This window comes from Streptomyces sp. NBC_01283, from assembly GCF_041435335.1.
Lineage (GTDB): Bacteria > Actinomycetota > Actinomycetes > Streptomycetales > Streptomycetaceae > Streptomyces.
Map to the genome: position 1 here is coordinate 8,648,520 of NZ_CP108430.1, position 23,445 is coordinate 8,671,964.

Annotated in this window: 16 protein-coding genes and 1 pseudogene; 7 read left to right on the forward strand and 10 right to left on the reverse strand. The window is 70.4% G+C overall.

Features of this window, described 5'->3' with window-relative positions; translation table 11 throughout:
• Window positions 1-11: 11 nt before the first annotated feature.
• Complete coding sequence (locus OG302_RS39075) at window positions 12-509, reverse strand: tetratricopeptide repeat protein (protein WP_371749488.1); 498 nt, start codon at window positions 507-509, stop codon at window positions 12-14.
• A 100-nt stretch (window positions 510-609) separates the two neighbouring features.
• On the opposite strand from OG302_RS39075, the pseudogene OG302_RS39080 reads away from it, so the two are divergent.
• Window positions 610-854: pseudogene (locus OG302_RS39080) on the forward strand (MMPL family transporter); the annotation flags it as partial.
• 312 nt (window positions 855-1,166) lie between these two features.
• On the opposite strand, the gene OG302_RS39085 reads toward OG302_RS39080, so the two are convergent.
• Window positions 1,167-2,072, reverse strand: a complete 906-nt coding sequence (locus OG302_RS39085) for an acyl-CoA thioesterase (RefSeq protein ID WP_371749489.1) — start codon at window positions 2,070-2,072, stop codon at window positions 1,167-1,169.
• A gap of 59 nt (window positions 2,073-2,131) precedes the next feature.
• Entirely contained in the window at window positions 2,132-4,645 is a 2,514-nt protein-coding gene (locus OG302_RS39090; RefSeq protein ID WP_371749490.1) for a DEAD/DEAH box helicase, read from the reverse strand.
• 121 nt (window positions 4,646-4,766) lie between these two features.
• Here OG302_RS39090 and OG302_RS39095 point away from each other — a divergent pair, with 121 nt between their 5' ends.
• Window positions 4,767-5,561, forward strand: coding sequence for a metal-dependent hydrolase (locus tag OG302_RS39095; protein WP_371749491.1), 795 nt, complete (start codon window positions 4,767-4,769; stop codon window positions 5,559-5,561).
• A 74-nt stretch (window positions 5,562-5,635) separates the two neighbouring features.
• On the opposite strand, the gene vph is transcribed toward OG302_RS39095, so the two are convergent.
• Genes vph through OG302_RS39110 form a run of 3 tightly spaced genes read right to left on the reverse strand, consistent with a single transcriptional unit; the run spans window position 5,636 to window position 10,204 of the window.
• Window positions 5,636-6,574: a viomycin phosphotransferase gene (gene vph / locus OG302_RS39100; RefSeq protein WP_371749492.1), complete on the reverse strand. Its 939-nt coding sequence runs from the start codon at window positions 6,572-6,574 to the stop codon at window positions 5,636-5,638.
• 1 nt (window position 6,575) lies between these two features.
• Window positions 6,576-8,357, reverse strand: a complete 1,782-nt coding sequence (locus OG302_RS39105) for an ABC transporter ATP-binding protein (RefSeq protein WP_371749493.1) — start codon at window positions 8,355-8,357, stop codon at window positions 6,576-6,578.
• On the reverse strand, window positions 8,354-10,204 hold the full coding sequence (locus OG302_RS39110; protein WP_371749494.1) for an ABC transporter transmembrane domain-containing protein: 1,851 nt from the start codon (window positions 10,202-10,204) through the stop codon (window positions 8,354-8,356). The genes OG302_RS39105 and OG302_RS39110 overlap by 4 nt, the downstream gene beginning before the upstream one ends.
• 265 nt (window positions 10,205-10,469) lie before the next feature.
• Here OG302_RS39110 and OG302_RS39115 point away from each other — a divergent pair, with 265 nt between their 5' ends.
• The 3 genes from OG302_RS39115 (at window position 10,470) to OG302_RS39125 (ending at window position 14,488) form a co-directional block, all read left to right on the forward strand.
• A complete protein-coding gene (locus tag OG302_RS39115; protein ID WP_371749495.1) occupies window positions 10,470-11,198 on the forward strand; it encodes a L,D-transpeptidase family protein in 729 nt (242 codons plus the stop codon).
• A gap of 82 nt (window positions 11,199-11,280) precedes the next feature.
• On the forward strand, window positions 11,281-12,885 hold the full coding sequence (locus OG302_RS39120; protein WP_371749496.1) for a peptide-N4-asparagine amidase: 1,605 nt from the start codon (window positions 11,281-11,283) through the stop codon (window positions 12,883-12,885).
• A 157-nt stretch (window positions 12,886-13,042) separates the two neighbouring features.
• Entirely contained in the window at window positions 13,043-14,488 is a 1,446-nt protein-coding gene (locus OG302_RS39125) for a cation:dicarboxylate symporter family transporter (RefSeq protein ID WP_371749497.1), read from the forward strand.
• Here OG302_RS39125 and OG302_RS39130 read toward each other — a convergent pair.
• The 3 genes from OG302_RS39130 to OG302_RS39140 all read right to left on the reverse strand — a co-directional run bounded on the left by OG302_RS39130 (window position 14,427) and on the right by OG302_RS39140 (window position 19,413).
• Window positions 14,427-15,887: a Gfo/Idh/MocA family protein gene (locus OG302_RS39130; RefSeq protein ID WP_371749498.1), complete on the reverse strand. Its 1,461-nt coding sequence runs from the start codon at window positions 15,885-15,887 to the stop codon at window positions 14,427-14,429. The genes OG302_RS39125 and OG302_RS39130 overlap by 62 nt on opposite strands.
• Window positions 15,888-16,041: 154 nt before the next feature.
• On the reverse strand, window positions 16,042-18,960 hold the full coding sequence (locus OG302_RS39135) for an FAD-binding and (Fe-S)-binding domain-containing protein (protein ID WP_371749499.1): 2,919 nt from the start codon (window positions 18,958-18,960) through the stop codon (window positions 16,042-16,044).
• Between the two features lie 9 nt (window positions 18,961-18,969).
• A complete protein-coding gene (locus tag OG302_RS39140; protein WP_371749500.1) occupies window positions 18,970-19,413 on the reverse strand; it encodes a MarR family winged helix-turn-helix transcriptional regulator in 444 nt (147 codons plus the stop codon).
• A 157-nt stretch (window positions 19,414-19,570) separates the two neighbouring features.
• Here OG302_RS39140 and OG302_RS39145 point away from each other — a divergent pair, with 157 nt between their 5' ends.
• Both OG302_RS39145 and mltG read left to right on the forward strand, forming a co-directional pair.
• On the forward strand, window positions 19,571-21,388 hold the full coding sequence (locus tag OG302_RS39145) for an ABC transporter ATP-binding protein (protein WP_371749501.1): 1,818 nt from the start codon (window positions 19,571-19,573) through the stop codon (window positions 21,386-21,388).
• 46 nt (window positions 21,389-21,434) lie between these two features.
• Window positions 21,435-22,259 carry an endolytic transglycosylase MltG gene (mltG, locus tag OG302_RS39150; RefSeq protein WP_371750367.1) on the forward strand — a complete coding sequence of 275 codons (825 nt, stop codon included), beginning with the start codon at window positions 21,435-21,437 and terminating at the stop codon, window positions 22,257-22,259.
• A gap of 47 nt (window positions 22,260-22,306) precedes the next feature.
• Here mltG and OG302_RS39155 read toward each other — a convergent pair whose 3' ends face one another.
• A complete protein-coding gene (locus OG302_RS39155) occupies window positions 22,307-23,416 on the reverse strand; it encodes an NAD(P)-binding domain-containing protein (RefSeq protein WP_371749502.1) in 1,110 nt (369 codons plus the stop codon).
• Between the last annotated feature and the right edge of the window lie 29 nt (window positions 23,417-23,445).

Below are 23,445 nucleotides of genomic sequence, written 5' to 3' on the forward strand. Positions count from 1 at the left end.
TGCGGGTGCCGCTACACGGTCGCGTCGAGGTCCTTGGCGTAGTGCTCGATCGCGGGACGGTAGCCGGCGATGTCCGGGTTCTGGCTCGTGGTGGCGAGCAGGGTCAGCAGGATCTCCATGGCGTCGTGGGCCTGGCCGGTGTTGTAGAGAGCCATGGCCAGGAACGTCTTGAGGGCGGCGTCACCGGGAAACTCGGCCGCCGCGTCGCTCAAGGTGGTGACGGCCTCCGGATACCGGCCAAGGACGCGATAGGTGCTGCCAAGCCCCAGGAGTGCTCCCCGGCGGTCATCAGGAGAGAGGCCCGGTTCCTCGACCGCGCGGACGTAGTGCGGCACCGCCTCGGCTTCCAGGCCGAGCGTGTCGTGCACCCACGCGGTCTGGTACGCCACTTCCGGGTCCAAGGGGAACTGCTCGCACAGGGCGAGCAGACGCTCCCGCGCCTCCTCACGGTGCCCCGCCTCGCGGAGCCGTACGGCCTCGGCGAGCAGCCGGTCACGGTGCGCGGTCATGTCCTCGTCCCTCATCAATGCCCCATCCCTCTCTACACCTCGTTCTGCCTTACCCACCCGAAGCCCAAAGTCTGAAGTCCGAAGCGAACGGAGGCACCCCGCGCAGGCCGACTTCCTGGAGATCGCTCCAAGAAGCTGCCCCTGATCATCGCGGTGGTTGTGGCCCTGGCCTTCCTCGTCATCCTCGTCGTGTTCCGCGGTCTGTTCGTCGCGGTCAAGGCCGCAGTGCTCAACGTCCTGTCGATCGCCGCTTCGTACGGGGTCGTGGTGGCCGTCTTCCAGTGGAGGTGGGGCGGACCGGCGCTCGGCGTCTCGGGGAAGGTCCCGATCGAGAGCTACGCTCCTGGGCAAGTCCACCTGGTGGGCGCCCCGTTGGCTGGACCGGATCCTCCCGCACATCGATGCCGAGGGCGAGGGCGCCGGCACCCGCACGCAGAAAACGCAGAAGTAATTCGCCGCACTGGACCGTGGAATCACCGACCCTGGCATGTCCCGCATGGTTCCCGCCGTGGCGGGAACCATGACCAGGTCGATGCCGCCACCGCTCAACAGGAGCGCGGCGCCCAGGAGTACGACATTGGTGTCCGCCGGAGACCGGCGCCATCGCGGCCGCCGCGACGAAGATCGTCGCGGCGGCCGGCTACGCACCGACGCGCCTCAGGCCCCCGTCGACGGGCGGCCGTCCATGTGCCGCTCCCCGTAGGCGCGGAAGAGCCCCTCCTGCACGACCGAGACCAGCAGCCTGCCCTCGATGTCGTAGATACGGCCGCGCGCGAGACCGCGGCCGCCGGTCGCGATCGGGGACTCCTGGTCGTACAGGAACCACTCGTCCGCGCGGAAGGGGCGGTGGAACCACATGGCGTGGTCCAGCGAAGCCATGTCGAAGCCGCGCGGGCCCCACAGCGGTTCCACCGGGATGCGCACGGCGTCCAGGAGCGTCATGTCGCTCGCGTACGTCAGCGCGCAGGTGTGGACGAGCGGATCGTCGCCGAGCGGGCCGACCGCCCGCATCCAGACCGCGCTGCGCGGCTCGGCGTCCTTGATCTCCTCGGTGGTCCAGCGCAGCCGGTCCACGTAACGGATGTCGAAGGGCTGGCGCCTGGCCATGCGCTCCAGCTGCTCGGGCAGCTCACCCAGATGCTCGGTGATCTCCTGGGCGACCGTCGGCAGCGTCTCGGGATCGGGAGCCGTGATGCGCGGCGGCAGCTGGTGCTCGAAAGCGCCCTCCTCGGGCTGGTGGAAGGAGGCGGTGAGGTTGAAGATGGTGCGGCCCTGCTGGACCGCGGTCACCCGCCGCGTGGTGAAGGAGCGCCCGTCCCGTACCCGCTCGACCTGATACACGATCGGCACGCCCGGACGGCCGGGCCGCAGGAAGTACGCGTGCAGCGAGTGCACCGGACGCTCGCCCTCCGTGGTGCGGCCGGCGGCCACAAGCGCCTGCCCGGCGACCTGCCCGCCGAAGACCCGCTGCAGGGACTCCTGCGGGCTGCGGCCACGGAAGATGTTGAGCTCGATCTGCTCCAGATCCAGCACGTCGACCAGCCGGTCGGCGGGGTTGTTCATGGCGTCCTCGACTCCTGTCCGGGGGAAGCTCGGCGAGATGAGCGGTCAGTGGTCAGCGGTCAGAGCTGGCCGACGTCCGTGACGCGGACGACGGCGCGGCCCTCCTCGTCGGAGGCCGCGAGATCGACCTCCGCGCTGATGCCCCAGTCATGGTCGCCGTTCGGGTCGGCGAACGTCTGCCGGACGCGCCACAGACCGTGCTCCGGGTCCTCCTCGATGAGCAGCAGCTTGGGGCCGCGCGCATCGGGACCGGTGCCGAGATCTTCGTACTCGTCCCAGTACTTGTCCATGGCCGCGCCCCAGGCGTCCGCGTCCCAGCCGGAATCGGCGTCCAGCTCGCCCAGCTCCTCGACGTGGTCGAGCGCGGCGAGCTCGACGCGGCGGAAGAGCGCGTTGCGGACCAGGACGCGGAAGGCGCGGGCGTTGGCGGTGACCGGCTTGACCTGGTCGGCGCGCTCCTGGGCCTCCTCGGCGGTCATGACCTCGGGGTTGGCGAGCTGCTCCCACTCGTCGAGGAGGCTGGAGTCGACCTGGCGGACCATCTCACCGAGCCAGGCGATGAGGTCTTCCAGGTCCTCGGACTTCAGGTCGTCCGGGATGGTGTGCTCAAGTGCCTTGTACGCGCTCGCGAGGTAGCGAAGGACGATGCCCTCGGTGCGGGCGAGCTCGTAGAAGGACGTGAACTCCGTGAAGGACAGCGCCCGTTCGTACATGTCGCGGATCACGGACTTGGGGGAGAGCGGGTGGTCGCCGACCCACGGGTGGCTCGTCCTGTAGGTGTTGTACGCGTGGAAGAGGAGCTCCTCCAGGGGCTTGGGATAGGTGACGTCCTGGAGCCGCTCCATGCGGTCCTCGTACTCGACGCCGTCCGCCTTCATCAGGGCCACGGCCTCGCCGCGCGCCTTGTTCTGCTGGGCGGCGAGGATCTGACGCGGATCGTCCAGCGTGGACTCGACGACGGACACCATGTCCAGGGCGTACGAGGGGGACTCCTGGTCCAGCAGGTCGAAGGCGGCGAGCGCGAACGTCGACAGCGGCTGGTTGAGCGCGAAGTCCTGCTGCAGGTCGACCGTCAGCCGCACGATGCGGCCCGAGGCGTCCGGCTGGTCGAGCTTCTCGACCACTCCGCCGTCAAGGAGCGAACGGTAGATGGCGATGGCGCGGCGGATGTGGCGCAGCTGCTGCTTGCGCGGCTCGTGGTTGTCCTCAAGAAGGTGACGCATCGCCTCGAAGGCGTTGCCCGGACGGGCGATCACCGCGAGGAGCATCGTGTGCGTGACGCGGAAGCGGGAGGTCAGCGGCTCGGGCTCCGAGGCGATGAGCTTCTCGAAGCCGGCCTCGGTCCATCCCACGAAGCCCTCGGGGGCCTTCTTGCGCACCACCTTGCGGCGCTTCTTCGGATCGTCGCCCGCCTTGTTGAGCGCCTTCTCGTTCTCGATGACGTGCTCGGGCGCCTGCGCCACGACGAGGCCCGCCGTGTCGAAGCCCGCGCGTCCCGCGCGGCCCGCGATCTGGTGGAACTCCCGGGCGCGCAGGGTCCGTACACGCGTGCCGTCGTACTTGGTGAGGGCGGTGAAGAGGACCGTGCGGATCGGGACGTTGACGCCGACGCCGAGCGTGTCCGTGCCGCAGATGACCTTCAGCAGACCGGCCTGCGCCAGCTTCTCGACGAGCCGCCGGTACTTGGGCAGCATGCCCGCGTGGTGCACGCCGATGCCGTGGCGCACATACCGCGAGAGGTTGCGGCCGAACTTGGTGGTGAAGCGGAAGTTGCCGATCAGGTCGGCGATCTTGTCCTTCTCCTCGCGGGTGCACATGTTGATGCTCATCAGCGACTGCGCGCGCTCGACGGCCTGTGCCTGCGTGAAGTGCACGATGTAGACCGGCGCCTGCTTGGTCTCCAGGAGCTCGGTGAGCGTCTCGGTGATGGGCGTCAGACGGTATTCGTACGAGAGGGGGACCGGGCGTGTCGCCGAACGCACCACCGAGGTGGGGCGGCCCGTGCGGCGCGTCAGGTCCTTCTCGAACATCGACACGTCGCCGAGCGTCGCGGACATGAGGATGAACTGTGCCTGCGGCAGTTCGAGGATCGGGATCTGCCAGGCCCAGCCGCGGTCCCCCTCCGCGTAGAAGTGGAACTCGTCCATCACGACCTGGCCGACGTCGGCGTTCTTGCCGTCCCGCAGCGCGATCGACGCGAGGACCTCGGCCGTGCAGCAGATGACGGGGGCGTCGGAGTTGACGGACGCGTCACCGGTCAGCATGCCGACGTTCTCGGTGCCGAAGAGCTTGCACAGGTCGAAGAACTTCTCCGACACCAGCGCCTTGATCGGGGCCGTGTAGAAAGTGACCTTGTCCTGGGCCAGTGCGGTGAAGTGCGCGCCCGCCGCGACCAGGCTCTTTCCGGAGCCGGTCGGAGTGGACAAGATCACGTTGGCTCCGGAGACCACCTCGATCAGCGCCTCCTCCTGAGCCGGATAGAGAGTGATCCCCGTCTCCTCGGCCCACGAGGAGAAGGCTTCGAAGAGGGCATCGGGGTCGGCATCCGGCGGCAGCTGATCAATGAGTGTCACACCCCCATCTTGCCTTCCTTCTCACCCGATCAGGGAACCGGCGGTCCGCACGAAGATCACGAACGCTACGCTGTGTCGCCAACGGGGCGTCAGTTCAACGGAAATGGGGCGGGGAACAGCCATGATGGGTCCGGCACACTCACTGTCGGGGGCGGCGGCCTGGCTCGGCGTCGGAGCGGCCGCGGCGGCCGCGGGGCACACGATGCCCTGGCCGGTCCTCCTCGTCGGAGCCCTGATCTGCGCCGGGGCCGCGCTCGCACCCGACCTCGACCACAAGTCGGCGACCATCTCGCGGGCCTTCGGTCCCGTCTCCCGGGGCCTGTGCGAGATCGTCGACAAGCTCTCGGCCGCCGTCTACAAAGCCACCCGCAAGCAGGGCGACCCGCGCAGGGCCGGCGGACACCGCACCCTCACGCACACCTGGCTGTGGGCCGTCCTCATCGGGGCGGGCTCGTCCGCCCTCGCCATCTTCGGCGGTCGCTGGGCGGTCCTCGCGCTTCTCTTCGTCCATATGGTGCTCGCCATCGAAGGCCTGCTGTGGCGGGCCGCGCGCGGGTCGAGCAGCGATGTGCTGGTGTGGCTGCTCGCCGCGACGAGCGCCTGGATCCTCGCCGGAATCCTGGACAAGCCCGGGAACGGCGCGGACTGGCTGTTCACCGCGCCGGGCCAGGAGTACCTGTGGCTGGGCCTGCCGATCGTCCTCGGCGCCCTGGTGCACGACATCGGGGACGCGCTGACGGTCTCCGGCTGCCCGATCCTGTGGCCCATCCCCATCGGCCGCAAGCGCTGGTACCCCGTCGGACCGCCGAAGCTGATGCGCTTCCGTGCGGGCAGCTGGATCGAGCTGAAGGTGCTGATGCCGGCCTTCATGCTGCTCGGGGGAGTGGGCGGCGCGGCGGCGCTCAACTTCATCTGAGGGCGGTACTTCATCTGAGGACGGTCACCTCCCTCAGATCTCAGGCAGGCAGTCCTACCTCGGGGCAAGCACCCCTATACGTATCCCGTCAGCCCCTCCGCCAGCTCCTCCTCGTCGCCGTCGCGATACGCGGACAGCGCCTGCTGCAGGGCGAACGTGCCGCGGATCGTGGCGGCACGCGCGGCCGTCCCGTCGTCCGCCGCCGACCGGTCGCCCCGCGCGAGCACCCGGTCCAGGAGCTCCTCGCCACAGCTCGCGCCGATGGCCGCGAGGTCCTCCGCCGGGTCCCCGAGCGCGACCTCGTCCCAGTCGACCACTCCGATCAGCCGCGGCCGTCCCCCGGAGTCCTCCCACAGCACGTTCTCCCCGCCGAGGTCCCCGTGCACCACCGCCCCGGTGAGATGAGGGAGGCCGTCGAGCTCCGCGAGCTCCCGCTCGGCGCGCAGCCGCCCCGCGTCGGACATGAGGCCGTACAGCTCCGCGCGGACGTCCGCCGCGAACCGCCGCCACTCGCCCTCGGGCGCGTGCGGCAGTGCCGCCCGCACCTCGGGGTCGGCGCCCGCCGCGGCCAGGGCGGCAAGGAGCGCGGCGTACTGCGCCGCCACTGACGCGGCCGCCCCGTGCCGGTCGAGCACGCCGTCCGCGAGCGGTGCTCCGGGGACTCGGCTGAGCACCAGGAACGGTGGCTCATCCGTGCCGGGAGTGCCGCCGGCCATCAGGGGTACGGGCGTGCGGACGCCGAGGTCGAGACCGGCGAGCACGCGCAGCGTGGCCGCCCCCTCGGTCAGCCGGGCGGCTGCCGCCTCGGTGCGGGCGAGGCGCACCACCCGGTGCGAGCCGATCACGACATGGTGGAACTGCCCCTGGATCACGGGGCGCCCGGACACCGCCTCACCCGGCAACAGGCGGCTCAGCAGTGCCTGATGCGATACGCCGGGCACGAAGCAGGACGTGCTCGGGACCGCCCCGAGCGAGCCATCATCCACGTCGGACATGTCATTCATGTCGTTCACGTCAGCCATGCCAGGACCGCCAGAGCGCCGCGTACGCACCGTCCGCCCCCACCAGCTCGTCATGGCTGCCCAGCTCGCTGATCCGGCCGTTCTCCACCACCGCGATGACATCCGCGTCGTGCGCGGTGTGCAGCCGGTGGGCGATGGCGACGACCGTGCGGCCGTCCAGGACACGCGCGAGGGAGCGTTCCAAGTGGCGTGCCGCGCGCGGATCGAGGAGCGAGGTCGCCTCGTCGAGGACCAGGGTGTGCGGGTCGGCGAGCACCAGGCGGGCCAGCGCGATCTGCTGGGCCTGTGCCGGGGTGAGGGCGAAGCCGCCCGAGCCCACCTCGGTGTCCAGGCCCTCACCGAGAGCCTGTGCCCAGCCGTCAGCGTCGACCGCGCCGAGCGCCGCCCACAGCTCGGCGTCCCGCGCCCCGGTCCTTGCGAGCAGGAGGTTGTCGCGCAGGGAGCCCACGAAGACGTGATGCTCCTGGTTGACCAGCGCGACGTGGGTGCGGACGTCTTCGGCGGGCATGGCCGAAAGCTCCGCCCCGCCCAGCGTCACGCGGCCGTCACGCGGGGCGTAGATCCCGGCGAGCAGCCTGCCGAGCGTGGACTTGCCCGCGCCTGACGGGCCGACCAGGGCGACGCGCGAACCCGGCTCGACGGCGAGTGACACCTTTCGCAGGACGTCGACGCCCGCGCGGTAGCCGAAGTGCACGTCGTCCGCGAGCACGTCGCGTCCGTCGGGAGTGACGGAGCCGTCACCCGCGTCCGGTTCGATGTCCCGTACGCCGACCAGGCGGGCCAGCGAGACCTGGGCGACCTGCAGCTCGTCGTACCAGCGCAGGATGATGCCCAGCGGATCGACGAGCATCTGTGCGATCAGGGCGCCCGTGGCCAGCTGGCCGACACCGATCCAGCCCTGCAGGACGAACACGCCGCCGATCATCAGGACGGAGCACAGCACGATGGTGTGCGTGAAGGTGATGACCGGGAAGAGGACGGAGCGCAGGTACAGCGTGTGCCGTTCCCATGCCGTCCACTCCTTGATGCGACGCTCCGACAGCTGTACGCGGCGCTCCCCGAGCCGGTGCGCCTCCACGGTGCGTCCCGCGTCGATGGTCTCGGCGAGGGCGGCGGCGACGGCGGCGTACCCGGCGGCCTCCGAACGGTAGGCGGAGGGTGCCCGCTTGAAGTACCAGCGGCAGCCGACGACGAGCAGCGGCACCGCGACGAGGATGGCGGGTGCAAGCGGCGGCGCGGTCACGGCGAGGCCGCCGATCAGCAGCGCGGCCCACACGACGCCGATCGCGAGCTGCGGCACCGCTTCCCGCATGGCGTTCGCGAGCCGGTCGACGTCCGTGGTGATCCGTGACAGCAGATCCCCCGTCCCGGCCCGCTCCAGCACGCCCGGCGGCAGCCCGACCGACCGCACGAGGAAGTCCTCGCGCAGGTCGGCCAGCATCCGCTCACCGAGCATCGCGCCGCGCAGCCGCACCTGCTGGACGAAGAAGGCCTGCACGAGCAGCGCGACGGTGAACAGGCCGATGGTGCGGCCCAGATGGAGGTCACGGGCGCTGTCCGCGACGTTCTCGACCAGATCGCCCAGCAGGTAGGGACCGGCCATCGAGGCGATCACGGCACAGGTGTTGACCGTGACGAGCAGGGCGAAGGCCCGGCGGTGCCGCCTGACCAGCTCGCGTACGTAGGCTCCTACCGTCGCGGGCGCGCCCACGGGCAGGGTGTCCGCGGTGGTCGGGGCCGCCGGGTCGTACTCCGGTGGCGCCAGGCCGATCATGCCGTCTCCTCGATGTCGATGTCGATGTCGTCGATGGTGCTGATGTCGGCGTCGGTGCCGCCCGGCGGCGAGGACGGTGCTCGTTCCTCGTCCGTCTCCCGTGTCACGACCGCCCGGTAGCGCGGCTCGCTGTGCACCAGTTCGCGGTGCGCGCCCACCGCCGCGACCTCGCCCTCGTGGAGGAAGACCACGCGCTCGGCCCGGTCCAGGAGCAGTGGCGACGACGTGAGGACCACGGTCGTACGCCCCTTGCGCAGCCCCTTGATGCCGTCGGCGACCCGCGCCTCGGTGTGCGAGTCGACGGCGGACGTCGGCTCGTCCAGCACGAGGACCCCGGGGTCGGTGATCAACGAGCGTGCCAGCGCGAGCCGTTGCCGCTGGCCGCCCGACAGGGACCGTCCGCGCTCGGTGACGTGGGCGTCCAGCGGGGCCTCGCCCACCGAGGCCTGCGCCAAGGCGTCCAGGACGTCGGCGCACTGCGCGGCATCCAGGGCCTCGTCGGCACTCACCGCACCCGACGCCGGTACGTCGAGGAGTCCGCGGAGCGTGCCGGAGAGCAACACCGGGTCCTTGTCCTGGACGAGCACGGCGGTGCGGGCGGCGGAAAGCGGCGCCTCGTCGAGTGCCACGCCGCCGAGCAGCACGGACGGCAGCTTCTCCGCGTCGTCGAACGCCGCGTGCCCGCCGAGTCGTTCGGCGAGCCGTCCCGCTTCGTCCGGGTCGCCGCACACGACGGCGGTGAGACGGCCCGCGGGGGCGAGCAGCCCGGTCGCCGGGTCGTAGAGATCACCCGAGGGGATCTCGGCGTCGGCAAGCTGGGTACTTGCCGTCCGTTCGTCGCCGGCACGCGTCGTGCGCTGGAGCGAGAGCACCCGCGCGGCGCGTTTGGCCGAGGGGCGCGAGAAGCTGTACGCCATCGCGATCTCCTCGAAGTGCCGCAAGGGGTAGGTCAGCATCGTGACCGCGCTGTAGACGGTGACCAGTTCACCGATGGTGATCCGGCCGTCCCGGGCCAGGTGCACGCCGTGCCAGACGACCACGATCAGGAGCAGTCCGGGCAGCAGCACCTGGACCGCCGAGATCACCGCCCACATCCGGGCGCTGCGCACGGCGGCCGTACGCACCTCCTGCGAGGCACGGCGGTAGCGGTCGAGGAAGAGCTCCTCGCCGCCGATGCCGCGCAGCACCCGCAGCCCCGCCACGGTGTCCGAGGCCAGTTCGGTCGCCCGCCCGGCCTTCTCGCGCTGGTGGTCGGCCCGCCGGGTGGCGCGCGGCAGCAGCGGAAGCACCGCGAGCGCGAGCACCGGCACCCCCACCGCGACGACGACGCCGAGCGCGGGTTGGTACACGACCAGGCCCACGCAGACGAGGACGACGGTGAGCGCGGCGGCGGCGAACCGCGAGGCCGCCTCCACGAACCAGCCGATCTTCTCGACGTCACCGGTGGAGACCGCGACCACCTCACCGGCGGCGACGCGCCGCGTGAGCGCCGAGCCGAGCTGTGCCGTCTTGCGGGCCAGGAGCTGCTGGACGCGGGCGGCAGCGGTGATCCAGTTGGTGACCGCGGTGCGGTGCAGCATGGTGTCGCCCAGGGCGATGGTGATGCCGCACAGCGCCATCACCGCGCCCGCGACGGCGAGCCGCCCGCCGGAGCGGTCGACCACGGCCTGCACGGCGAAGCCGACCAGGTAGGGGAGTACCGCGATGGAGCCGAAGTGCAGAAGACCCCAGGCGAGCGACTTCAGCTGGCCGCCGAGCTGGTTCCGCCCCAGCCAGCGCAGGAAGTGAGGGCCCGAGCGGGCATCCGGCATGCCCGGGTCGGTGAACGGAAGATCGCGAATCTGCATGACGAGTGACGTCCCAGGGTCGGAGAGACAGACCGTCGGTTCGGCGGAGCGTGCCGGCGGGAACGGACGGTGGTGAGCGGGTGGGGGAGCGGCTCCGAAGGCGGAGGCGCCTGACATCGAGCGGCGGTAACAGGCCGTGAAAGGTTCGCCTCGGACGGTGGCGCGAAGCAAACGGTTTTCCGTCGGGGAGTAAAGATTCGGCCCCTTCTGCGCCCGCGGCCGGGCGTCGGGACGGCTTCCACGAACAGAATGCGACCATGGACGGATGCGTATAGCCGGTGCGGTGCGAACGGCGGCCGCCCTCGCGGCCTGCGGTGTTCTTCTGACGTCCTGTGGAACCTCGGACGAGGGGGCGAAGAACGACGAGGGCGCGGGCCGGGCGAAGAGAGCCGGGGCATCGGCCACGACCGACCTCAAGCGCATCCCCGATGTGGGGGACCGCCTGCAGAACAAGATCCCCAAGAACTCCCGGCAGGTCGTCGCGGTCTACGGAGAGGGCGAGGACTCGGCGAAGTCCACCGTCGTCCTGTACGAGAAGTCCGGCTCGACCTGGGACAAGACCCGTAGCTGGGCCGCGCACAACGGCAAGAAGGGCTGGACGACCGACCACCGCGAGAACGACAAGCGCAGCCCGGTCGGCGTCTTCACGCTCACCGACGCGGGCGGCGTCCTCGCCGATCCGGGTGCCGGACTCCCGTACACCCAGAGCGCGTCGATCCAGGCCCCGCGCTATTGGTCGAAGTCGCACTGGCACGACTTCGACTACGTCATCGCCATCGACTACAACCGCGCCAAGGGCACTCCGCCCAACGACCCGACCCGCCCGCAGGGCCAGTCCAAGGGTGGCAGCATCTGGCTGCACATGGACCATGGGAGCGGTACGTCGGGCTGCGTGAGCCTGTCGAAGCAGGGCATGGAGTACCTCCTCAAGAGCCTCGACCCGAAGCAGCACCCGGTGGTGCTCATGGGCGACAAGGCGAACCTGGAGGGCTAGGCCCGTGGGCCGGTCCCACGCGGGTCCGCCGGGCTTCCCGGAAGTCGTTGCGGTGATCGTCGACTGCCCGTAGAAAACCCCCATGAGAAGACGCGTCATGTCCATGCTCGTCGGGGTCACCCTCGCGGCGAGCACACTCCTCAGCGCGGGCCCGGCGGCGGCCGACACTCCACCACCGGAGTTCGGCAACGACTGGCACGACCCGGTCACGGCCGCCCCGCCCGTCCCCAAGCCACACGCCAAGTCGTGCGAAGTGACCGTGGCCGAGGCGCAGTTCAAGGACTTCACGCCGTACAAGGGCAGCTACAGCCCGCCCCGGAAGTGCGGCGCCGGTGACTGGGGCAAGGTGGTCCTGCGCCTCGACGGCAAGGTCAAGGGGCGGCAGTACGACCGCCTCGGCTATCTCCGTATCGGCGGCGTCGAAGTCTTCCGTACGTCCACCCCCGAGCCGTCCGCCGACGGCATCGCGTGGTCCGTGGAGAAGGACGTCACGCGCTACCGCGAGACCCTCGGGCGCGACCAGCAGGTCGAGATGCTCATCGGGAACGTCGTCAACGAGACGTACACGGGCATCATCGACGTCAAGGCGATCCTGACGTTCTACGCGGCCGAGAAGAGCGCACAGCGCGAGCAGGCACCCCCGGACCGCGTCCTGCCCCTCGGTGACAGCACCACCCTCACCACTCCGCGCAACAGTGAGCGCATCGTCGCCGAGGTCTACGCGACCGGCTCCGGCGGCGGCTGCGAGGAGTACTGGTACCTGACGGTCCCGGACGCGGCGCCGTACTCCTGCAAGGCCGAGGGCGGGCCCTACCGCGAGGTGCAGGTCACGGTCGACGGCCAACTCGCCGGTATCGCCGCGCCGTTCCCGACGGTGTGGACGGGCGGCTGGTCCAACCCCTTCCTCTGGTACGTGATACCCGGCCCGCGCGCCTTCGACATCAAGCCCATCGAGTACGACCTGACACCCTTCGCGGGGCTGCTCAACGACGGCCGCCCGCACCAGGTGGAGGTGTCCGTCGCGGGTCGGCCGGAGGCGACGACCGGCTGGCACACCCCGGCCAACGTCCTGGTCTGGCAGGACGAGAAGCGCGAGCACGTCACCGGCAAGCTGACCGGCCACACGGCGGGCGACCTGGCCAACAAGGCCACGTACACGCCCGGTTCGCCCGAGCGGCTGCATCGCCTCGACACCAAGGGCGGCCACCGGCTGAGCGTCTCGGGATACGTCGACACCTCCCACGGCCGCGTCGAGACGACCGTCACCCGCGCGCTCGCCAACACCTCCGTGCACCGCTGGACCGAGGGCGAGTCCACCGACGCGCTCAGGGCCACCTGGACCGACCGCGAGACGGTCACCCGGGACGGACGCGCGACCCGCACCGACCGGACGTACACGATGGACGGCACGACGACACTCGGTGCGGGCGACCGGCTGCGCACGGAGATCGCCCTCGGCGACCGCGCGGAGACGGCTGTCTCCAACGCCGGTCGGCGCACGGCCCGTTCGGTGACCGACGACCGCTACGAGGGCGACGCGACGTACACCGCCAACGTCCCGCGCGAGGACCGGCACGCGGTCGGCACCTCCCGCGAGCGCTTCCGCGTGTATGGCGACGGCGGCTGCTACGACCGCACGCTGGCCACTGAGCAAGGTGCCCTGACAGTGAACCGGCTGCGCTGCTGAGCCACCTCACAGAGCTCCGTTTGGAGCAAGATCCAAGATTTACGTCGATGTGATCTGCAGGTCTTTTGCGGAAGCGGGCACTCCGCCATAGTGGCGCCTCGCGGAAGGAAAGTTCCGTATGGCAGAAGTCAGTTGAAGTCTCACCACAGGAGTGCCCGTGCCGCAGTCCGTACCGTCCATACCGCGACGCGTAGCACGCACATTGCGAACCTCACTGTTCGCGCAGGTCGCCTGCGCGTTGGTGCTCGGAGTCCTCGTCGGACGGCTGTGGCCCGACGCGGGCACCGCCGTCCAGCCGCTCGGCGACGGCTTCGTCCGTCTCATCAAGGCGATGATCGCCCCGCTCGTCTTCTGCGTGGTCGTCGCCGGAATCACCAAGGCCGGAGACCTCAAGGCCTTCGGCCGCATCGGCATCAAGGCCCTCATCTGGTTCGAGGTCGCGACCACGGTCGCCCTCGTCGTCGGCCTGGTCGCCGGGAACCTCGTCAGCCCCGGCACCGGCATGAACGTCGACCCCGCCACACTCGACGCGTCGGCCGTCGACGCGAAGACCGGCGGCGGCGAGCTTCCCTCGACCAGCGAGTTCATCCTGCACTCGCTGCCCGACAGCGCGATCGGCGCCTTCGCCGAGAACTCGCTGCTCCAAGTCCTCGTCCTGTCCTGCCTGGTGGGCGCGGCCCTGCTGCACCTGGGCAACACGAAGGTCCCCGCGATCCTGCCCGCCATCGAGCAGGGCCAGGAGGTGGTCTTCGCGATCGTCGGCTTCATCATGAAGCTGGCACCGCTCGCCGTCTTCGGCGCGACCGCACACCTGGTGGGGGAGTACGGGCTCGGCGCCCTGTCGACGTACGGCAAGCTCATCGGCGTCTGTTACGCGGTGGCCCTGCTTTTCCTGGTCCTGCTCGGGGTCGCCCTGAAGGCGCTGACCGGCCTGAGCCTGTGGAAGTTCGTGCGCTACACGCGCGAGGAGATGCTGCTCGCGCTCGGCACCGCCTCCAGCGAGGCCGTCATGCCGCGCATGATGCAGAAGCTGCGCCAGGCCGGCTGCCGCGACGACGCGGTGGGCCTGGTCCTGCCGACGGGGTACTCCTTCAACCTCGACGGCGCCTCGATCTATCTCTCCGTCGGTACGTTGTTCATCGCGCAGGCCGTGGGCGTGGACCTGAGCCTGGGCCAGCAGCTCACGGTCGTCCTCGTCCTGATGCTGACCAGCAAGGGCATGGCGGGCGTGCCCGGTTCGGCGTTCCTCGCGCTGTCCGCGACCGCCTCCGCGCTCGGGGTCATCCCGGCGGGCGCGGTCGCCCTGCTGCTCGGCGTGGACCGCATCATGGACGCCATGCGCGTCGCCACGAACCTGCTCGGCAACTGCGTCGCCGTCTTCGTGGTCTCGCGCTGGGAAGGCGCACTGGACACGGCTCAGGCGAAGAAGGTCCTCTCCGGCGAGATCGCGTTCGTGCCGGAACAGGCGGAGCCGGTGGCGGTCGTGGCGCCGACGAAGGAGCCCGGCGGCGCGCAGGACGGCACCGCCGGGCCCAAGTCGCTCACGCCTTCGGCTTCTCCGAGTCCACTCCCGGACGGGCCTTCTTCCACAGCCCGCGAGTGAAGTCAGGGATCGCCTGCGGCGCGCCCTTCGCCTTGATCGACAGATGGCTCAGGGGGACGGGCGACGTCCAGGTCGCGGCGTCATAGACGTCGAAGTCAGGTACGAGGCCGAGCTGCATGGTCTGCATCAGACGGAAGATCATGATGTAGTCCATGCCGCCGTGCCCGCCCGGCGGGTTGGCGTGCTCCTTCCACAGCCAGTGGTCGAACTCCTCGGCGTACTTGCCGAAGTCGCCCCACTCGTCGTTCGTGTGGTCCGGCTCGATGTAGATGCGCTCGGGGTAGTCCTCGAAGACGCCCCTGGTGCCGCCGAGGCTGTTGATCCGGGAGTAGGGGTGCGGGGTGCTGACGTCGTGTTCGAGGCGGATGACCCGCCCCTTCGCCGTCTGGACGAGACTGATCGTGCGGTCGCTCTCGATGTACGTCTCCTTCCAGCTCGGGTCGCCTGCCGGCATGTGCGCCTTGCGGTACTCGGCAAGGCCGAGGGCGGGCGTGCCGAAGCTGGAGATGTGCGTGACGCGGTCGCCGCGGTTGATGTCCATGTAGTTGGAGACCGGGCCGAAGCCGTGGTTGGGGTAGAGGTCACCGCGCAGCCGCGTGTGCCACAGGCGCCGCCACGGACCCTCGTAGTAGTCCGGGTCGAACATCAGGCCGCGCAGATCGTGGTTGTAGGCACCGGCCCCGTGCAGCAGGTCGCCGAACTTGCCCGCGTGGGCCATGCGCAGGACGCGCATCTCGTTCTTGCCGTAGCAGCAGTTCTCCAGCTGCATGCAGTGTCTGCGGGTCCGCTCGGAGAGGTCGACCAGCTCCCACAGCTGATCGAGCTGGAGGGCGATCGGACACTCCACGCCGACGTGCTTGCCGTTCAGCATCGCCGTCTTGGCCATGTCGAAGTGCCAGTCCCAGGGCGTCGCCACGTACACGAAGTCGATGTCCCCGCGCTTGCACAGGTTCTCGAAGTCGTGATCGCCGTTGGTGTACGTCGCCGGGGCGGGCTGGCCCGCGGCTGTGACCTTCTTCGCGGCGGCCGCCGTCTTGTCCTTGACCGGGTCGCAGAGCGCGACGACCTTCACCCCGGGGATCGCGAGGAACAGGTCGATCATGCTGCCGCCGCGATTGCCGAGCCCCACGATGCCGACGCGCACCGTGGAACGCCGCTCGAACGGTACGCCGACCATGGTCCTGCCCTTGCGGGGCGGCGCCTCCGCGGCCGTGGCGGCGGCCGCGGACGCTCCCTGCGGGGTTTCGGCGTGGGCCGGGCCGCCAGAGAGGGCACCGAGGCCGAGCCCGGCTCCGGCGAGGCCGGCGGTGCGGAGCACGGCACGGCGGGAGGCGCCGTCGGCCGAGTCGTCAGGGGTCGCGGAGTCGTCAGGGTTCGGAATCGCGTGCTCGTCGTGCATCGGACCTCCGTGGCTGGGGTGCCTGCGCTGGAACGGATGCCACCCTGATGGCGGAACGGGCGTGGCGCAAGGGACCGAAGTGGCCAGGGAGTTGGACTTTCCTTTACCGAGGGGCCTTTACCGAAGGGCTTTTACCGAAGAGGACCGCCGGCGTTCATGGACGCGTCGCGCGCTCCAGCTCCAGGAGCACGGAGTAGTAGGCGCGGCCCGTGGCGTGGTCCATGCCGACCTCGCACATGCGGTTCGCCGAGAGGTGCGCGTCGAAGGGGCGTGCGGTGACTTCGGCCGCCTCCTTGCGGGTGGCCGACTCCGTCAGCTCCTTGTGCAGCATGCCGCGGTCACCCGCGAAGGCGCAGCAGCCCGCGTCGTCCGGGACCACCACCTCGTCCGCGCAGGCCTCGGCGAGGGCGCGGAGCTGGGCCTCGTCGCCGAGATGGCTCATCGAACAGGTGGGGTGCAGGACGGCGGAGCCGACCGTGCGGCGCACGGTCAGGTGGGGGAGCAGTTCGTCCGCCGCCCAGACGAGGGAGTCGACGACGGTCAGCTCCCGGTGCAACTGCCGGTTGTCGGCGGTGAGGTAGGGCACGACCTCGTGCGCGATGCCGAGCGTGCAGGACGAGGCGTCCACCACCAGGGGCAGCCTGCCGCCCGCCGTCCAGCCCCAGGCCGCCTCGACGATGCGGTTGGCCATCACCACGTTGCCCTCGTCGTACCCCTTGGAGTGCCAGATCGTCGCGCAGCAGGTCCCCGCGACATCGTCCGGAATCCACACGGGCTTCCCGGCGCGCGTGGAGACGGCGACGACCGCCTCCGGCACGGAGCGGTCACCCGGGCTCCCGAAGATGCGGTTGACGCACGCCGGGTAGTAGACGGCACTGGCGCCCACGCGTGCGGTGCGCGGCAGCCTGCGGGCGGCGGCACCGGGGATGTCCGGCAGCCACTCGGGCACCAGATCGGGGCGCACGGCCTTGCGCGCGGTGCGCGTCACCGTGGTCAGGAGCCGGTCGCTGATCCGGTCGGCGGCGGCCACCGCGAGCCGTGCGGCGGCCTCGACCGCCTTGAAGTTCCTGGCGGCGACGGCAGCGGCCTTCTCTTCGCGCGGCGAGTGCCGTGCGTGCCGGAAGTCCTTCATCAGGGCGCCCGTGTCGATGCCCACCGGGCAGGCCAGCTTGCAGGTCGAGTCACCGGCGCAGGTGTCCACGGCGTCGTATCCGTACGCCTCGACCAGGCCGTCCTCGACCGGGGAGCCGGGCGTCTGGCGCATCATCTCGCGGCGCAGCACGATCCGCTGGCGCGGAGTGGTCGTCAAGTCCTCGCTGGGGCAGGTCGGTTCGCAGAATCCGCACTCGATGCAGGGGTCCGCGATCAGCTCCACCTTCGGGATCGTCTTCAGACCCCGGAGATGGGCCTTGGGGTCGCGGTCGAGGACGATGCGCGGCGCGAGCACACAGTCCGGGTCGATGACCTGTTTGGTGCGCCACATCAACTCCGTGGCCTGCGGGCCCCATTCGAGCTCCAGGAACGGAGCGATGTTGCGCCCCGTCGCGTGCTCGGCCTTGAGCGAGCCGTCGAAGCGCTCGACGGTCAGCCGGCAGAACTCGTCCATGAAGGCGGCATAGCGCTCCACGTCCGACGGCAGGCCCGCGTCGAAGGCGAGCAGGAAGTGCAGATTGCCGTGCGCGGCATGTCCCGCGACGGCCGCGTCGAAGCCGTGCCGCGTCTGCAGTTCGAGCAGGGCCGCACAGGCGTCGGCCAGCTGGGACGGGGGCACCGCGAAGTCCTCGGTGATCAGCGTCGTCCCGGAGGGACGCGAGCCGCCGACCGCCGTCACGAAGGCCTTGCGGGCCTTCCAGTAGCCGCCGATCGTCTTCGGGTCGCGGGTGAAGGCGTTGGTCACCGAGTCGACCGGCGTGACGAGTTCGAGACCCTCGACGACCTTGGCGGCCGCCGCTTCGTACGCCTCCTGGCGGGCCTCGTCCGGGGCGCGGAACTCCACCAGGAGCGCGGCCGTCGACTTCGGGAGCCGCGCCCAGTCGGCCGGCACCCCCGCGACGCTGGTCGAGGCGCGCAACGTGTTGCCGTCCATCAGTTCCACGGCGAGCGCGCCCGCCTCGTTGAACAGGGGGACGGCCGCCGCCGCGGCCGGCAGGGAGGGGAAGAACAGCAGGCCCGTGGTGACCTGCCGGTCCAGCGGAAGCATGTCGAAGACGACCTCCGAGATGAACCCGAAGGTGCCCTCGGAGCCGACCATCAGGCCGCGCAGGATCTCGACGGGTGTCGTGCCGTCCAGGAACGCGTCAAGGCGGTAGCCGTTCGTGTTCTTGATCTCATACTTGGCGCGGATGCGGGCGGTGAGCTCCTGGTCCGCCTCGATCTCCCGCTTGATCGCCAACAGGCCCTCGCACAGGGCAGGTTCGGCGTGCGCCAGCTGTTCGTCCGCGTCCGGGTCCGCCGTGTCGACGACCGTGCCCGTCGGCAGGACGAAGGTGAGCGAGGCCACCGTCCGGTACGAGTTGCGGGTGGTGCCCGCCGTCATCCCCGACGCGTTGTTCGCGACGACCCCGCCGATCGTGCAGGCGATGGCGCTCGCCGGGTCCGGGCCGAGCACGCGCCCGTGCCGGGCGAGCGTGGCGTTGGCCCGCAGGATGGTCGTCCCGGGACCGATGCGGGCCCGCTCACCGTCCCCGATGACCTCGACGCCCGCCCAGTGCTTGCGCACGTCGACCAGGATGTCCTCGCCCTGGGCCTGGCCGTTGAGCGAGGTGCCCGCCGCGCGGAAGACGACCTCGCGGCTCCTGCCGTGCGCGTACGACAGGACGGCGGAGATGTCGTCGATGTCCTCGGCGACGACCACGACCTGCGGCACGAAACGGTAGGGGCTCGCATCGGAGGCGTACCGCACGAGGTCGGAGATCTTCGTCAGGACCTTGTCCTCGCCGAGCAGGGCGGACAGCTCCGAGCGCAGCGGCTCGGGGGTGCCGCTGGCCTGCCGGTCCGGCACCCGGTCGTGCGCCGGGCCCTCCGGGCGCGCGGCGGGGCGCAGGGCTTCCGGCTTGGGCTCCAGGAACGGCATGAGCTCTCCTCAGCAGCTACGGACGTCCGGCACGTCGAACAGTGCGTTCAGCAGGCCGCCCAGCTGCTCGCGCTGCGCGGCGTCCAATGGAGCCAGGATGTCCTCCGCGGCGGCCCGGCGCGCGCCGCGCAGCTCTTTCAGCGCCTTGCGTCCCGCGTCGGTGAGCTCGATGCGGATCACCCGGCGGTTGGTCGGATCGGGGACGCGGCGCACCAGATCACTGGCCTCCAGTCCGTCGACCAGGCTCGTCACGGCGCGCGGGACCACTTCGAGCCGCTGGGCGAGATCGGCCATGCGGGGCGGCGTCTCGTAGTGCACGAGAGTGCGCAGGAGGCGCGACTGGGCCGGGGTGATGCCCATCGGCACCAGATGGCGCTTCTGGATGCGGTGCAGCCTGCGGCTCAGCCGCAGCAGCTGTTCGGCGAGCAGTCCGTCGGCGTCCGGGGTGGTCATGCGGGAACATTATCAGGACCTTGTGCATTGTGAGTATAGGTAACAGTGAGCTATGCTCCCTCAGTCATCGTCGGCTGTAGTTCCGCAGTGCCGTATCCCTGCCGACTGCCCCCGCCGGCCCGCACGCCGGCCGCCGTCTCACCTCCCGTAGGAGCCCATGCCTCACGACGAACCCAAGTGGACACCGCAGCCCCTGGCCCCCGGTCAAGAGGAACAGCCGCGGCAGATCCGCCGCATCCTGCGCCTCTTCCGCCCCTACCGCGCCCGCCTCGCGATCGTCGGCCTGCTGGTCGGCGCCGCCTCCCTGGTCTCCGTCGCCACCCCCTTCCTGCTGAAGGAGATCCTCGACACCGCGATCCCGCAGGGCCGGACGGGCCTGCTGAGCCTGCTCGCCCTGGGGATGGTCCTGAGCGCGGTCGTCACCAGCGTCTTCGGCGTCCTGCAGACCCTGATCAGCACGACGGTCGGCCAGCGCGTCATGCACGACCTGCGTACCTCGGTGTACGGGCGGCTGCAGAGCATGTCGCTCGCCTTCTTCACCAGGACCCGCACCGGAGAGGTCCAGTCCCGCATCGCCAGCGACATCGGCGGCATGCAGGCGACGGTCACCTCCACCGCCACCTCCCTGGTCTCGAACCTCACCAGTGTGATCGCCACCATCGTCGCGATGCTCGCCCTCGACTGGCGGCTGACCGTCGTGTCGCTGCTCCTGCTGCCCGTCTTCGTGTGGATCAGCCGCAGGGTCGGCCGCGAGCGCAAGAAGATAGCCACCGAGCGGCAGAAGCAGATGGCCGCGATGGCGGCGACGGTCACCGAGTCGCTCTCCGTCAGCGGCATCCTGCTCGGCCGCACGATGGGCCGCGCCGACTCGCTCACCAAGTCCTTCGCCGACGAGTCCGAGCGGCTCGTCGACCTCGAGGTCCGCTCGAACATGGCGGGTCGCTGGCGCATGGCCGTCATCTCGATCGTCATGGCCGCCATGCCCGCCGTCATCTACTGGACCGCGGGCCTCGCCTTCCAGATGGGCGGCCCGACGGTCTCGATCGGCACGCTCGTCGCCTTCGTCTCGCTCCAGCAGGGCCTGTTCCGGCCCACCGTGAGCCTGCTCTCCACCGGCGTGCAGATCCAGACCTCGCTCGCGCTCTTCCAGCGCATCTTCGAGTATCTGGACCTGCCCATCGACATCACCGAGCCCGAGCACCCGGTGCGCCTGGACCGGATCAAGGGCGAAGTCCGCCTGGAGGGCGTCGAGTTCCGTTACGACGCCGACGACGGCCGCAGCGCACCGATCCTCGACGGCATCGACATCACCGTCCCGGCCGGCGACAGCCTGGCCGTCGTCGGCCCCACCGGCTCGGGAAAGTCGACCCTCAGCTACCTGGTGCCGCGGCTGTACGACGTCACGGGCGGCCGAGTCACGATCGACGGCGTCGACGTGCGGGACCTGGACTTCGACACGCTGGCCCGTGCGGTCGGCGTCGTCTCCCAGGAGACGTACCTCTTCCACGCCTCGGTCGCCGAGAACCTGCGCTTCGCGAAGCCCGACGCCACGGACGAGGAACTGATCGCGGCCGCCGGTGCCGCCCAGATCCACGACCACATCGCGTCCCTGCCCGACGGATACGACACGGTGGTCGGCGAGCGCGGCCACCGCTTCTCCGGGGGCGAGAAGCAGCGCCTCGCCATCGCCCGTACGATCCTGCGCGATCCGCCCGTGCTCATCCTGGACGAGGCGACCAGCGCCCTGGACACGCACACCGAGCATGCCGTGCAGGAAGCCATCGACGCCCTGTCCGCCGACCGGACGACGCTCACGATCGCCCACCGGCTCTCCACGGTCCGCGGCGCCGACCAGATCGTGGTCCTGGACGCTGGGCGCACCGTTGAGCGGGGCACCCACGAGGAGCTCCTGGAGAAGGACGGCCGTTACGCCGCCCTGGTCCGAAGAGACGCCCAGCTGGAGCCGGCGACATGAAGATATGCACGGAATGTCTGCATTTGCGGGATAATGTGACCGCATGCTGCAGACCAAGACTCCGCGCCGGGGCACGATTCGACTGACGCGTCGGGGCCGGATCGCCCTGATCGCGACCGGAGCCGTCGCGGCGGTCACCGCCGTGGCGGTGCCGCTGCTGCTCCCCGACGACAGTGGAGGCCCCGAATCGCTGACCGTCCCGGAGGGCTGGCGAACGAGCCAGGTGTACGGGGCCGTCGACAAAGCCCTCGGTGTGCCGGCGGGCACCACGAAGAAGGCGCTTCCCAAGGCGCACCTCAAACTCCCCGGTGACGCCCGCGGCAACCCCGAGGGTTACCTCTTCCCGGCGACGTATCCCATCAACGACAAGTCGACTCCCGAGTCCGTGCTCTCGTACATGGTGAACACGGCCGCCAAGAAGTTCAGCGGGAGCCAGGTCACGGCGGGCGCCGACCGCAACGCCGTGAACATCTACCAGACCGTCACCATCGCCAGCATGATCGAGGCCGAGGCGGGCTCCAAGGCGGACATGGGCAAGGTGGCCCGGGTCATCTACAACCGCCTCGAGCAGGGCATGCCGCTGCAGATGGACTCGACGATCAACTACGCCCTGAACCGCTCCACGCTGAACACCCGGGACCGCGACACAAAGATCAACAGCCCCTACAACACGTACACGCGCATGGGTCTGCCGCCCACCCCGATCGGCAACCCCGGCGAGGAGGCCATGCGCGCGGCGACCAGCCCGACGCAGGGCGACTGGCTCTACTTCGTGACCGTGAAGCCGGGGGACACCCGCTTCACGTCGAACTTCGAGGAACACCAGAAGCACGTGGCGGAGTTCAACAAGAACAAGAGCGAGAACAGCTAGAACAGCGGGAACAGGATCGTGCCGGCCTCGGACGCCGTGCCCCCGTGTCACGCCGTGACCGGCACGTCCTCCAGCAGCCGCTTGATGTCCCGCACCGCCGCCCGCCCCGCACGGTTCGCGCCGATCGTGCTGGCCGATGGCCCGTAGCCCACCAGGTGGATCCGGGGGTCGGCGACGGCGCGGGTGCCCTCGATGCGGATGCCGCCGCCTGCCTCGCGCAGCCGCAGCGGCGCCAAGTGCTCGATCGCCGCCCGGAATCCGGTGGCCCAGAGAATGACGTCGGCGTCCACGTGCCGCCCGTCGTCCCACTCGACGCCGCTCGGCGTGATGCGGTCGAACATGGGCAGCCGGTCGAGCACGCCGTCGGCCCGTGCCTGCCGGATGGCGTCGTTGACGGGCAGCCCGGTCACGGACACCACGCTCTGCGGCGCGAGCCCCTGCCGCACCCGCTCCTCGACCATGGCCACGGCCGAGCGCCCCCAGTTCTCGTCGAACGGCCCCTCGCGGAACACGGGCGGACGCCGGGTGACCCAGGTGGTCCCGGCGGCGTAGGGGGCGATCTCCATCAGATGCTGTGTGCCCGAGGCGCCGCCGCCCACGACGATCACCCGCTGCCCCTTGAAGGCTTCGGGCCCCGGATAGACGGCCGTGTGCAACTGCCGCCCGCGGAAGGTGTCCTGCCCCGGATAGCGCGGCCAGAACGGCCGGTCCCAGGTGCCCGTCGCGTTGATCAGCGTGCGCGTCGCCCAGGCCCCGGCCGACGTCTCGACCAGCAGCCGCCCGCCGTCGCCCTCGCGCACCTGGTGTACATCGACGGGCCGGTGCACCCGCAGGCCGAAGCGCTGCTCGTACTCCTCGAAGTACTCCCGGATGACCTCCGACGAGGGCCGCGCGGGATCGGCGCCGGTCAGCTCCATGCCGGGCAGCGCGTGCATCCCGTGCACCTTCCCGTACGTGAGCGAGGGCCAGCGGAACTGCCACGCACCGCCGGGCCGGGGCGAGTGGTCCAGGACGACGAAGTCCCGGTCCGGCTCGAAACCGGCCCTGCGCAGGTGATAGGCGCTGGACAGGCCCGCCTGCCCGGCGCCTATGACGACTGCGTCCACCTCTTGTGCCGCTTCGTGTGCGGCCGCGTCCCGTGCCCCGATGTCGTTCACGCTTCTACTAACTCCATCGGGGCCCGGGA

Coding starts and splice junctions, on each gene's coding strand:
- OG302_RS39095 (WP_371749491.1), top strand. CDS start 4,767: ATGATGGGTCCGGCACACTCACTGTCGGGGGCGGCGGCCTGGCTCGGC.
- OG302_RS39130 (WP_371749498.1), bottom strand. CDS start 15,887: ATGCACGACGAGCACGCGATTCCGAACCCTGACGACTCCGCGACCCCT.
- OG302_RS39140 (WP_371749500.1), bottom strand. CDS start 19,413: ATGACCACCCCGGACGCCGACGGACTGCTCGCCGAACAGCTGCTGCGG.
- OG302_RS39115 (WP_371749495.1), top strand. CDS start 10,470: ATGCGTATAGCCGGTGCGGTGCGAACGGCGGCCGCCCTCGCGGCCTGC.
- OG302_RS39105 (WP_371749493.1), bottom strand. CDS start 8,357: ATGATCGGCCTGGCGCCACCGGAGTACGACCCGGCGGCCCCGACCACC.
- OG302_RS39145 (WP_371749501.1), top strand. CDS start 19,571: ATGCCTCACGACGAACCCAAGTGGACACCGCAGCCCCTGGCCCCCGGT.
- OG302_RS39110 (WP_371749494.1), bottom strand. CDS start 10,204: ATGCAGATTCGCGATCTTCCGTTCACCGACCCGGGCATGCCGGATGCC.
- OG302_RS39085 (WP_371749489.1), bottom strand. CDS start 2,072: ATGAACAACCCCGCCGACCGGCTGGTCGACGTGCTGGATCTGGAGCAG.
- OG302_RS39075 (WP_371749488.1), bottom strand. CDS start 509: ATGACCGCGCACCGTGACCGGCTGCTCGCCGAGGCCGTACGGCTCCGC.
- OG302_RS39120 (WP_371749496.1), top strand. CDS start 11,281: ATGAGAAGACGCGTCATGTCCATGCTCGTCGGGGTCACCCTCGCGGCG.
- OG302_RS39135 (WP_371749499.1), bottom strand. CDS start 18,960: ATGCCGTTCCTGGAGCCCAAGCCGGAAGCCCTGCGCCCCGCCGCGCGC.